This is a genomic window from Paenibacillus sp. Marseille-Q7038 (assembly GCF_965111595.1).
In genome coordinates this window covers 2,572,433-2,583,679 of the sequence record NZ_CBCOOM010000001.1, presented here as the reverse complement: position 1 = coordinate 2,583,679, position 11,247 = coordinate 2,572,433, and the positions used below count along the sequence as shown (strand labels likewise).

Below are 11,247 nucleotides of genomic sequence, written 5' to 3'. Positions count from 1 at the left end.
ACAGACGAAACATTAGAACATGCCCATACTTAAATATCTTTCGCCCGTATCTGGAGCGATACAAAGCACTTTATGTCCAGGACCTAGACGTTTTGCAATTTGTAAAGCAGCCCACACCGATGCTCCTGAAGAAGGCCCCAGTAGTAACCCTTCTTGTGAGGCGAGTTGGCGCATCGTATGAAGAGGTTCCTCATCCTTCACCTGGATGATTTCATTCCAAACGTCTGTATTCACAATCGGAGGTATAAAACCGGGACTTGTGCCAACTAACTGATGGGGACCAGGCTTACCGCCGGATAGTACCGGAGAACCTGCAGGTTCTACCGCATAGATATTTATACTCGGAAGGTGTTCACGAAGTACCTCACCTGTTCCTGTAATCGTTCCTCCTGTGCCAGAAGTGGCAATAAAGGCATCTAGTTTGCCTTCCATTTGGGAAAGGATTTCAAGTGCAGTCGTAGTCCGGTGCGCATCTGGATTTGCACTGTTCTCAAATTGTTGCGGGATAAAGCTATGAGGGATGCTTTCTTTTAGCTCATTTGCTTTACGAATCGCGCCAGGCATCCGTTCTGAAGCGGGAGTGAGTATGACATCTGCTCCATATGCCTTTAGGATCTGAATGCGTTCCTTACTCATATTATCGGGCATGACAAGGATGGCTTTATATCCTTTGGCCGCCGCATTCATGGCTAGACCAATCCCCGTATTTCCACTCGTCGGTTCAATAATGGTAGAACCAGGCAGAAGTAATCCGTCAAGCTCTGCTTGTCTAATCAGATTGAAGGCAGCGCGGTCTTTCACACTTCCACTGGGGTTAAAATACTCAAGCTTTACATAAACTTCAGCATGTTCAGAACTTGGAATACGCTGTAACTTTACAACTGGCGTATCTCCTATGAGATCTGTAACATGTTGAACAACTAACCGATTCCTATGTTTCGAGGGTGTTGTCTGCCTAGAATTCATGCCTTTAATCCCCTTTACTATACATGTTCCTATTATTATGACATGAAATTCTATAAAGTGTAATGATATGTAAACAGCTCCCTATTTCAATTTTCAGTCAAGTTTACCCCGAGAAAAAAGCTGATTTCTTTTTTTACCTCTGTTTTAGCAAAGGTCCATAGAAGAAAAAGGCGCCGCCGATATCCTCTGCATAAATAAAGTGCTTCGATGCCCTCTTTTTGTTTGGACTCTTCATATACTCGGATCCCGCGAGTACGCATGTCTGAACGAAGGTTGGTTAAGGTCACTGTAACTTCGGATTGAAGCTTGGAAAGACGCAGTATGTAGACCTCGGGCATGTGCAGAGAAACCTGGCTTATCGTATCAATATCCTGTTCCAGAACATCTAGCATTAATGTGTAGATAAGATACTTTTTGATCAGCAAATGGTCCGCCTCAGAGGGAGCGGGAGGGGTGGATGGCACCGTCATCCTTTTCACTTCCTAGCTATGGGTAGAATAATTGGTTATTTGTGATTTACAGAACATATGTTCCTGTTCTATACTATCCAATATAAGATTTCATTATGCTTTTTGGCAAGTGGATAATCTAGGAGACTGCTGGAGTTGTTTGGGAGGGGGTGATTGCTTATTGCTGCATCATCTTGAAATATACGTTTCTAATTTGGATACACAAGAAAAAAGGACGGGCATCACCCCATTGAAAGAGTGAGCCGTCCTAACCTAGTTTAGATATGGTATGAAGAGGGTTCATACTTAAGCCATATATTGCGGTTTGTCGTAGAGAGCTTCTTTTTCCAAAATGACCTTGTACGGACGCTCTTTGCCCTTCAGTGACGGACCTAACGTAGTTATAGGCTGTTCTGGTTTTTTGAAACGGTCGTCGCTGTCACTTTCGTGTGCAGGTCCGGTGGAATCCGGGGTAGCGCTCAGACGCACCTTGGGGGCTCCTCTTTTCTTTGTGAGCCTTTGTCTGATCGGTTTCATCCCATTTCTCCTCCTAACAGGTCATGAATAGCACTGAATAATTGGCGATTATCATGGTCAATCTGCTGAAATAATTCGTCACCTGCCTCGAGATGTCCCACAAGATGCACGGTGAATACATAATTACTTGCTACAGGATAGCACAGCATATACTCTTTCTCAAGATAATCGTCATATAGGTTGACCTTGATTTTATTCTCCTTAAAAGCATCTACGGTAAGGATCCGGCTTGGATCATCCGGGGATTTCCCATCGTTCACATCCAGTGAATATTTCCGTCCAATCTCTCCCACATTTCCTGCCACTTGCTGAAGATATCCAGATTCTGTCGTGCGATGAACCGTAGTTCCTCGGACGAGAAAATGAGGACGGGAGACAAATGTGGTTCTCAGCGTATCACTCATTCGGTGAAGCATCTGGTCATCTGCCTTACGGGAGCGCAGCAGTTCGCGAAAGAAACGAAGCAGCTTGAGCAGTTGGATTCGTTTATTGTCTTCTTCTTGGCGGACCTTGTTAATTTCTTTTTGAACCGTAAGGTCGGTCCATGGGCCTAGCATTTCCATAACTTCTGTAATTTTATTACAGGCTACTGCCACGGCGGGAGCCCATTTGCCATCTGAACGAATTTCATAATGTAATGACCCGAGCCCAAGTAGATCGGAGGGCATTCGCATTCCTTCCACTTGTGCTGTATCTTCGAGTTCCTTTACATGCTCTGGTAATATAAAGAATATGCGTTTTCTACCCAACTTGCTCATAAAAAGACCCATCTCGAATAATGTGTTGTCCCGTACCGTTGCTACCACTTTGCCACGAATTTTCGCGACGTCATCTGGATGGAAAATAAAAATGGCGAAGTCATTATTTTGTACTTCCTTCTCTAGATCCTCCATGGTATAATTCCCCGGATTAAATACACCGGTATACCAAGGAGTTACTTCAGCCGCATATCTTAGGTTTTCATGCACCGCTGCGGCTATAGGCTTCGCTTCAAGAGAACATCCAATGAACGCTCTAGGCTTCTTAGTCATCATAGTCCGCTCCGCCTCGCTTAACGGGATTCAGTTTTAATTTAGATCTTTTTCTATATTATACCATTTACCCTTTTTTGACGAACCCAAAAACATCACATGGCAAAGAACGAGTCATTAGTACTAGTTCCCTGTGTCTGAAGCAACATTAAAATAAAGAGAATATGCTACAAATTTCATAGATCAATATATGAGTGAAACCTTGGATCTTATGAAAGAGAAATTTGACAACTTGTTTAACAATAATGAAAAATCATTCATTTTTGACAATATGCCGTTCCTAAACACAAGATGTGCCACATAAATTATAAGGGAGAGCTACTTTTTTACTTTTTCTCTATGTTTAAAGCATGTTATAATAGGGGTAATCATATGTATAAGAACTGCTCGTGCGAGCAAAATATATGGTTACACAAGAAAGGATCTGGATACCATGAGTCCCCGAAGGACAGAGCCCCAAAGGACGATTTGGAAACGCAACGATTCCTCCTATACTTAGCTTCCCTTACGTATTGTAGAACAAGTCACCCAAGAATGAAGACGGTACTTATGCGTAAGGAGAGGTTATTAATGAAAATTCGAAGGATGAATTCCTCAATAGTGCACCTCCCGCATAGGTACGGTCTATCGACCATACTACAAATAATGCGAGGGAATCTGTATGAGGACAATAAAGCAACAACCAAAGAAAGAAACTGAGAGGTATGGTAATAAAGTTCCTGCACTGCCTGCTTTTTTGAAAAGCACAGGTATGATGATGTTAGGAACAATGCTGATGGCATTTGCGTTTTATCATATTAACTATGTCAATCATTTATCAGAAGGTGGATTCGTAGGGCTTGCCTTGCTTGGAAGTTATGTGGCTGGATGGCCGGCTGCGCTCACTTCTTTATTACTCGATCTGCCGATTATTTTGATTGCTTGGTATTTGATGGGACGTAAATATATGTACAAAGCATTATTAGGAGCCATATCGTTCTCCTTGTTTTATGAATGGTGCGAGAGATATTCTCCGCTTGTCATTGATCTGCACGGAAGCTTGCTTGCTGCAGCTATTTTCTCCGGTATTTTAACGGGGATTGGTGCAGGACTCGTTATTCGAAGCGGCAGTGCGACCGGTGGAGACGATATTCTAGCGGTAATCATAAGTCAGCGGAGTCGGTTTAAGATAGGTACTGTATTCTTTTTGATGGACGCAGTGGTTTTAGTAGTATCTCTTGCTTTTATGCCGCTGAAAGAGACCTTATATACCATACTCGCTGTATGGATATCAGGGAAATTGATTACTTTGATTACACAAGGGTCTATTCAGTCTCAACCCAAAACAGAAGCAGTGCCGACCGTACCATATAAACAAGCAATACGAAATAAAGTGAAAATTTCATCCACCGTACAGGTTGTACAGTCTGCCCCCAAACCTGCAAAGGCGATTCTTACGAATAGCCAGCGGAGCTTAACGGGAGTAAAAGTACATCCATCAAGTACAGGAGGTTCCTAGTTAAAGGGCTACAAGTAAATAGAAAAGAAAATTGCGTCTGGATTTGATATCCAGGCGTTTTTTCGTTGCGGAAGCTTATTAAGATAGTGTAACTTCAATAATATGAAATTGGGAATGTGAAGGGTGGGGGACTGTGGGTACTATGCTATCTAACAAGAGAACATTAGGCGGAATAGTATTAATCGTCGTTGGAGTTCTGATCTTATTAACTAAAACAATACAAGTTACAGGGGCTGATCATGTGAATGATAAGATGCTCCTGGTCGGAGGGGTGGGAGAATCCATTCAGAGTCTACCCCAGCGTGAAGTGACCTTGTCTTATTCTGGGACAGTGGAGAACCATGCCAATCAGTCTCTAATGATTCATTCGGTAGAACCGATTTTGTCAGTCGAGGCATCTAACCTGTTAATCCACCCAGAGAAACAAATTCTTATATATGATCGTGTTTTAAAGAAAAAAGAGAATCTTCAAGTAAAGGGAGAATTTCTACTTGATACGAGTCAGCTGACGGAAGAAGAAATGAGCAAGTTACTGCCTGGTGTGATTGCCTATAAAATTACATATAACCAAAATCACGAAGTTATGCTAAACCTAAGTACCCTGAGTCAATATAGATCATCTAGGTAGAGATTAATTATAACGTTTCTTTCACTGTCTCTTCTCTGCAGAAGGGAGTTATAATGTGGTTGTCGGGCCGACGCAATTCGTTCTGAAAGGAGATGATCCATTTGATCAAAAACCGTGAGGTGACTTTCGCTTAGGCGAAAGAAGCATTGATAAGAGGGGAGGACAACGGTCTCTCCTCTCTTTATAATCATCTGATTTGAAAAAAAAGGGAATTATAAAATAATATGGGTTGTATATCCGAACCTCCATATTTATAATAAATGTAGATTGAATCCATTTGATAATACCTTTAGTTGCTTTAATCAGGACGACATATAGATCGAAACGGTTTCGTTTGTCTATATTCGTTACCAATTAATCGTTTTAATGAGTTAGGAAATTGATTGGATTACATATCAAAAACAAGGAGAGGAGGAAGCGACATGATGACATACCAGTACGTTCAAATACCACAACTTCATATGAAAAAACCAAGGTGTCATAGATAATGATTATTTGTAATGAAGCTGAGTTACTCCGATTTGAACAAAGGATTTTAACTTTTGAGTCAAGTCAAAGCGGCACTACACCTATGTTTATACGAAATGAACTACCTTTGGAGCAGAACAGATCCAAGGTTTTTTTTGTTTTAAGCGGCATAGTTCGCAGTGTATTCTAAAACCAACTAATCGAAAGGAGGCGTAAGCATGCAAAATTTATATGGCGCATGGAAACAAAGTTTGAGATCAACAATATCCGTATTCGAGGAGGACCTTTATCGTGAGGTACAAAAATGGAAGAGAAGCGCTTCCCCCTAGCCTGTTAAAAGAGATTCAAAAATATATTCAAGGTGATCTGATCTATATACCTAAAGCTACGGAAGAACGAGCAAGATGGGGTGAAAAAAGCGGAGCCCGCAAAGAGCTGGCTCAGCGTAACGCAGAAATCACTCTTCATTATTCCAAGGGATGGACCGTACCTGAACTTGTTCAGAAATATCATCTTTCAAGCGAAAGCATTCGTAAAATTGTTGTGAAAACATGGTAGTGAATAATATACACCGGCAGGAAGGTTACTTACCTTTCTGCCGGTTTTTTGTTATGTGCATACACAATAAAAGGAAGTTTGATTGTACATGATTTACTCGAGGAGTACACATACTTGGTATGAATAGGATGCCTATGATCATAATTTGCATGATAATCAAAACATTGTGAGGAGAAGTAAAATGTTGAAAACAAAAATCATATGTACAATGGGACCCGCTTGTGATTCCATCGACTTACTGAAACAGATGATACAGTCAGGAATGACCGTTGCTCGGATAAACATGGCTCACGGAGAGCTGGAAGAGCATGTGAATCGTATGGAGCGGGTTAGAACAGCTGCGAAGGATCTTGGAACTTTTGTACCCATTATGCTGGATATTAAGGGCCCGGAAATACGGATTGGTAAATTAAAAGAGGCTTTCGTTACTTTGGAAACGGGAAAAGAACTGATTTTGACGACGGAAGAAATTCTAGGAGAGGTTCACCGAATTGGTGTGAATTATCCTGAAATGAACGAGGTTGTAAACCCGGGAGATACGATTCTTATTGATGATGGACTCGTAGCCTTAAAGGTGAAAAAAGTAGAAGGTACTGAAATACACTGCGAAATTCTAAACGGGGGCGTTCTGAAGCCGAGAAAAGGGGTAAATCTGCCCGGCATCAAAACGACACTCCCTGGGGTTACCGAGCGTGACAAAAAACATATCGCTTTTGGTCTCGAAAATAAAATTGAGATGATTGCAGCTTCTTTTGTACGTAAAGCAGCCGATGTGGAGGAAATTCGATCAATACTGAAAAAGAACCATGCGGAACATGTTCAGATTTATTCCAAGATTGAAAACCAAGAAGGCGTTGACAATATTAAAGAAATCATTGAAGCCTCTGATGGAGTGATGATTGCCCGGGGCGATCTTGGTGTGGAAGTGCCGATTGAAGATGTCCCTATGATGCAGATTGATATTATCAAGAAATGTAATCTGGCAGGTAAACCGGTGATTGTAGCTACTCACATGCTGGATTCAATGCAGGTAAATCCACGTCCAACTCGGGCAGAAGTAAGTGATGTATCAAACGCGGTGCTTCAAGGTGCTGACGTTGTGATGTTATCAGGTGAATCAGCAGCCGGTAAATACCCGCTGGAGTCGGTTAAGACGATGGCAGCTGTTGCCCAAAAAGCAGAGTACCTCATTGATTACCGCGATAATTTCTTCAAAAAGCGGGAACAACATGCGACCAATATTACAGAAGTGATCAGTCAAAGTGCCGTAAGTGCTTCCCTTGAATTGAATGCGAAAGTGATCATTGCTTCCACTGGAAGTGGGTTTACGGCAAAAGTCATTTCAAAATATCGTCCCAAAGCTCCGATCTTAGCGATTACTTCTAATGAAAAAGTACTATCTCAAATATGCCTCTTCTCTGGAGTCTTCCCGTACCTTGGGGAAAAAGTAAACTCGACGGATGAGATGTTTGAATCGATTACCCGGAATGCAGCTACCAAAGGATTTATCTCATCTGGAGATACCGTGGTTCTTTCTGCAGGTGTACCTATCGGGATCTCAGGCACAACGAATCTAATTAAAATTGTACAAGTGTAGAATTCTAAGGTAAATAAATAGGACTCAGTAACGAAAGGTTTAGAGGCTGTGTAGCTTCTAATATTACCTTTCGTTACTTTCTTATTTTTACTGAAAAACAAGTTTAAGGTGAGAATATTTCACCTGCCTTGGGAATTTAAATCAAGATGCGTTAGGGAATGAAATAAACAGGAGGTATAGTTATATGCCCAATTGGATTGAAGTTGCACTCCGAACGCTTTTAGCGGTCACCGCGCTTTTTATAATCACAAAAATATTGGGTAAGCGCCAAATATCCCAACTTTCTCTTTTTGAGTACATTACAGGGATTACACTCGGTAACTTGGTTGGATATATTTCTTTGGACTTGGACAGCACTTGGTACTTGGGGTTTGTAGCTTTGGCAGTATGGATTGTGGTATCCGTCGGAGCCGAGTACTTCACTATGAAAAGCAAAAAATTCCGAGATATCGTTGATGGAAAATCAACGATCCTTGTAGAGAACGGTGCACTAATTGCTGATAATTTACGCAAAGAAAAACTTACAGTCGACGAATTTCTAGAACAGCTGCGTAAGAAGGATGTTTTCCGAGTAGCGGATGTAGAATTTGCTGTTATGGAGCAAAGCGGAGAAATTAATGTAATGCTCAAAAAGGAATTTCAGCCCCTTACCGCAGATGCACTTGGTTATCGACTAATGAAAGAAAAAGAGTCTAAAACCATCATTATTGATGGACGTATTCTGCCTGAGTCTCTGAAGGATACAGGACTTAGTGAAAGTTGCGTTCAGAAGCAACTAAGAGATTTACATCTACCCCTTAAGCATGTTTTTATAGGGCAAGTGGATAGTAAAGGCGAATTGACGGTTCAAACGGGGAGCAGAGCTTTACCTAATTCTGCTAAAACTCAGCCTAATGCTCAAATATCTGATCTTGTTGCACAGTTCCAAGGTGAATTAACGATGCGCAAGAAACTGGCGCGAAGTGATAAGGATCAATTGCAGTATCAAGAAGCGCTGGATACATTGAATCATGCAATGAGCTCATATCAGAGTACGAAAAAGTCGTAACATAGCGATATGTAACGGCTTTTTTCTTTTCCTTTTAAATATACTCATAAAAGCCATAAAAAGGTATACTGTAATGCAAAAGATCTTTCTACATTTGGAGGAGGGTTTCATGCATGCAAAAGGCAGTCATCGGTATAGATATTGGAGGAACAAACATAAAGGCGGGGGTAGTTACACTTAAGGGTGAATTCATTCTTGACCGCACCATTCCTACATACTCGGAGAATGGCAAGGAAGCCTTATTAAACAAAATAGAGGAGATAGCTAAAAATTGTTTGCAAGAGGCGTCATATAGTAATCTGCATATCCTTGCTCTTGGAATAGGAACCGCAGGGTTTATTAACTTGCAGGGAGAGATCGGAAGTGCTACAGCCAATTTGCCCGACTGGAAAGGAACTCCGTTACGAGCAGAATTAGAAAAGAGAGTCGGGATCTCTGTTTTTGTGGATAATGATGTCAATATGCTTGCATTAGGGGAACTGTGGCAAGGTGCCGGGAAAGATCTGAATCACTTTCTATGTGTAAGTTTGGGGACAGGTATTGGGGGATGTTTGATTTTGGACGGACTTCCTTACCGAGGAAGGAGCGGATTTGCAGGAGCATATGGACACCAAGTGATACAAATGAAAGGTATACCATGTACATGCGGATCAGCAGGATGCTGGGAACAATATGCTTCAGTCACTGCCTTGAAAAGACAAACAGCAGAAGCACAAGAAAAAGCCTGGGCTGATCAACCCAGACTCATATTTGATGAAGCGAGAACAGGTAATAAAAAAGCACAAGATCTTGTACTGCAATATACGGAATATATTGCAGTCGGCCTATCCAATCTGATCCATCACTTTAATCCACCTGCTGTGATCATTGGCGGTGCTGTAACAGAACAGGGGGACATTTTATTCGAACCCATTCGTACCTTTGTTCAAAAGTATACAATGGATGGTTTTGCGAATCATCCGGATGTGCCTATACTTCCTGCAGCACTTGGAAATAGAGCCGGAATCATGGGTGCAGCAAAGCTTGCGATTGTAAGAAGCGAGGCTTAGTTGTAAATTTTTGATGTTTGAATCTTACCCTGCTTGTCATGGATGATGAGACGAATGTTTTTGGATGAAACGATTTCCTTCGCCGCTTTTACAGCCTCATCTTTCACATCATAGATATGTTCGGGTTTCTCTTTCCCTTCTTTTTTCACAGCCCAACCTTCCTCGCGAGGTACAACATGGATATTTCGGTGTTCACCGCTGTGAGCTGATGAGTCTGATTTTTTTGGAGAAGAATGATCAGATTTACCGTTTTTGTCTTGATTTTTCGTTTCTCCCTCAGGGTGATTCTCATTCCATTCTTCTGCTTGTGCGGTAGCAATAGCTATAGAACGTCCTTCTTCATATCCTTCGCCGAGCAGGGCATTGGCAATTTCAATGGCTTTATTGCGTACACGGGGCTCTAGGTTTTTCATGGATGGGGGGTAATCTTTTTTATTCCAAGGCATATGGGTTCCTCCTCTAATCAGAATTTATATAGAATAAGATCTTAAAATTGCGTTGTAATGAATTACCCTTTTCAATGGTAACAAAACAGAAGAGAAATGAACTGGACTTCTGAACTAGTGGGTGAGGAAAAGGAGTAGACATAGATGATCTATCAACTGGCATTACCCTTTTTATTTACGATGATTATTCATGCAGCAGACAGTATGTCTTATGCACTGCGGCTCGGTGGAATGAGGACGCGAAGAATAACAATTGCGATTTCTTTATCTGGTATGCTGCTCTTATTATCCCGCATGTCTAATATGGCACAAGGCCCGCTGCTCGGTTCTATGATTGATTCCGCTAGAGAAAGTGGTGGGGGTTCGATTCAACTGGGATTACATATCATTATTCTGGCTGCTGCGGTGGGCACGATGATCGCCATCTTTTTCTTTCCAACGACTGTACGCTGGTCAGCTAGAATGGTTGTTCATTTAGAGAAGGCAGGCTCGATTCCGGCAATGATGAAGTCATTATTTCATGTTTCGAAAATGAAGAATGCGTGGTCTTATGTTTGTCTGCCTCGGTTATCCATGTTGGGACAGCTGGTGACAGGAGGAATCCCCCGCAGACTAATGCTGCTTAATATGATCGTAACTGCGATCTATACTTGCGGTGTACTAGCTACTTTGTACGCTGCTTATATGAATCCCGAACAAGCGGTAACGGCTTCGCAATCAACTGGGTTAATCAATGGGATTGCAACCATCCTTCTTGCCATGTTAATTGATCCGAAATTGGCTCTCTTAAGTGACCGTACGTTACGCGGTGAAATTCCCGTTGCCCATATGAATAAAATTTATGGTTCCATGCTGGTTTCGCGGCTTGCTGGAACGATGGTAGCCCAATTTCTCTTGATTCCTTTTGCTTTCTGGATCAGCTGGATTGTCGGTTTTCTATAAATCAAAAAGCGCACACTCCATACTTAAGGA

The 11,247-nt window shown here is 41.8% G+C and carries 12 protein-coding genes; 7 read left to right on the top strand and 5 right to left on the bottom strand.

From position 1 onward, the window contains the following. Positions 1 to 12 precede the first annotated feature (12 nt). The 4 genes from cysK to ACWPWY_RS12305 form a co-directional block, all read right to left on the bottom strand. Positions 13 to 966: a cysteine synthase A gene (gene cysK, locus ACWPWY_RS12320; protein WP_454191954.1), complete on the bottom strand. Its 954-nt coding sequence runs from the start codon at positions 964 to 966 to the stop codon at positions 13 to 15. A gap of 86 nt (positions 967 to 1,052) precedes the next feature. Continuing rightward, positions 1,053 to 1,436 carry a hypothetical protein gene (locus tag ACWPWY_RS12315; RefSeq protein WP_454191953.1) on the bottom strand — a complete coding sequence of 128 codons (384 nt, stop codon included), beginning with the start codon at positions 1,434 to 1,436 and terminating at the stop codon, positions 1,053 to 1,055. 285 nt (positions 1,437 to 1,721) lie between these two features. After that, entirely contained in the window at positions 1,722 to 1,952 is a 231-nt protein-coding gene (locus ACWPWY_RS12310; protein ID WP_454191952.1) for a hypothetical protein, read from the bottom strand. After that, positions 1,949 to 2,986, bottom strand: coding sequence for a nucleotide-binding protein (locus ACWPWY_RS12305; protein WP_454191951.1), 1,038 nt, complete (start codon positions 2,984 to 2,986; stop codon positions 1,949 to 1,951). The genes ACWPWY_RS12310 and ACWPWY_RS12305 overlap by 4 nt, the downstream gene beginning before the upstream one ends. Before the next feature lie 658 nt (positions 2,987 to 3,644). On the opposite strand from ACWPWY_RS12305, the gene ACWPWY_RS12300 reads away from it, so the two are divergent. From ACWPWY_RS12300 to ACWPWY_RS12275, 6 genes are all read left to right on the top strand, one after another. Further along, the gene (locus ACWPWY_RS12300; protein ID WP_454191950.1) at positions 3,645 to 4,481 is read left to right on the top strand and encodes a YitT family protein; all 837 of its coding nucleotides are present in this window, start codon (positions 3,645 to 3,647) and stop codon (positions 4,479 to 4,481) included. A 142-nt stretch (positions 4,482 to 4,623) separates the two neighbouring features. Further along, positions 4,624 to 5,109, top strand: coding sequence for a hypothetical protein (locus ACWPWY_RS12295; protein ID WP_454191949.1), 486 nt, complete (start codon positions 4,624 to 4,626; stop codon positions 5,107 to 5,109). 759 nt (positions 5,110 to 5,868) lie between these two features. After that, positions 5,869 to 6,135, top strand: a complete 267-nt coding sequence (locus ACWPWY_RS12290) for a CD3324 family protein (RefSeq protein WP_160033536.1) — start codon at positions 5,869 to 5,871, stop codon at positions 6,133 to 6,135. Positions 6,136 to 6,316: 181 nt separating this feature from the next. Then, entirely contained in the window at positions 6,317 to 7,732 is a 1,416-nt protein-coding gene (gene pyk, locus ACWPWY_RS12285) for a pyruvate kinase (RefSeq protein ID WP_454191948.1), read from the top strand. 184 nt (positions 7,733 to 7,916) lie between these two features. Beyond that, positions 7,917 to 8,780 (top strand): DUF421 domain-containing protein, encoded by an 864-nt coding sequence (locus ACWPWY_RS12280; RefSeq protein WP_454191947.1) that lies wholly within the window; start codon positions 7,917 to 7,919, stop codon positions 8,778 to 8,780. A gap of 113 nt (positions 8,781 to 8,893) precedes the next feature. Then, positions 8,894 to 9,829, top strand: coding sequence for an ROK family protein (locus ACWPWY_RS12275; protein ID WP_454191946.1), 936 nt, complete (start codon positions 8,894 to 8,896; stop codon positions 9,827 to 9,829). On the opposite strand, the gene ACWPWY_RS12270 is transcribed toward ACWPWY_RS12275, so the two are convergent. After that, positions 9,826 to 10,275 (bottom strand): DUF2188 domain-containing protein, encoded by a 450-nt coding sequence (locus ACWPWY_RS12270; RefSeq protein WP_454191945.1) that lies wholly within the window; start codon positions 10,273 to 10,275, stop codon positions 9,826 to 9,828. The genes ACWPWY_RS12275 and ACWPWY_RS12270 overlap by 4 nt on opposite strands. Before the next feature lie 144 nt (positions 10,276 to 10,419). Here ACWPWY_RS12270 and ACWPWY_RS12265 point away from each other — a divergent pair, with 144 nt between their 5' ends. Further along, complete coding sequence (locus ACWPWY_RS12265) at positions 10,420 to 11,217, top strand: lipid II flippase family protein (protein WP_454191944.1); 798 nt, start codon at positions 10,420 to 10,422, stop codon at positions 11,215 to 11,217. Positions 11,218 to 11,247: the final 30 nt, after the last annotated feature.

Bases quoted from the DNA above. Each gene is read 5' to 3' on its own strand.
- ACWPWY_RS12295 (WP_454191949.1), top strand. From the start codon at position 4,624: ATGCTATCTAACAAGAGAACATTAGGCGGAATAGTATTAATCGTCGTT.
- ACWPWY_RS12265 (WP_454191944.1), top strand. From the start codon at position 10,420: ATGATCTATCAACTGGCATTACCCTTTTTATTTACGATGATTATTCAT.
- cysK (WP_454191954.1), bottom strand. From the start codon at position 966: ATGAATTCTAGGCAGACAACACCCTCGAAACATAGGAATCGGTTAGTT.
- ACWPWY_RS12310 (WP_454191952.1), bottom strand. From the start codon at position 1,952: ATGAAACCGATCAGACAAAGGCTCACAAAGAAAAGAGGAGCCCCCAAG.
- ACWPWY_RS12300 (WP_454191950.1), top strand. From the start codon at position 3,645: ATGAGGACAATAAAGCAACAACCAAAGAAAGAAACTGAGAGGTATGGT.
- ACWPWY_RS12280 (WP_454191947.1), top strand. From the start codon at position 7,917: ATGCCCAATTGGATTGAAGTTGCACTCCGAACGCTTTTAGCGGTCACC.
- pyk (WP_454191948.1), top strand. From the start codon at position 6,317: ATGTTGAAAACAAAAATCATATGTACAATGGGACCCGCTTGTGATTCC.
- ACWPWY_RS12315 (WP_454191953.1), bottom strand. From the start codon at position 1,436: ATGACGGTGCCATCCACCCCTCCCGCTCCCTCTGAGGCGGACCATTTG.
- ACWPWY_RS12270 (WP_454191945.1), bottom strand. From the start codon at position 10,275: ATGCCTTGGAATAAAAAAGATTACCCCCCATCCATGAAAAACCTAGAG.
- ACWPWY_RS12305 (WP_454191951.1), bottom strand. From the start codon at position 2,986: ATGATGACTAAGAAGCCTAGAGCGTTCATTGGATGTTCTCTTGAAGCG.
- ACWPWY_RS12275 (WP_454191946.1), top strand. From the start codon at position 8,894: ATGCAAAAGGCAGTCATCGGTATAGATATTGGAGGAACAAACATAAAG.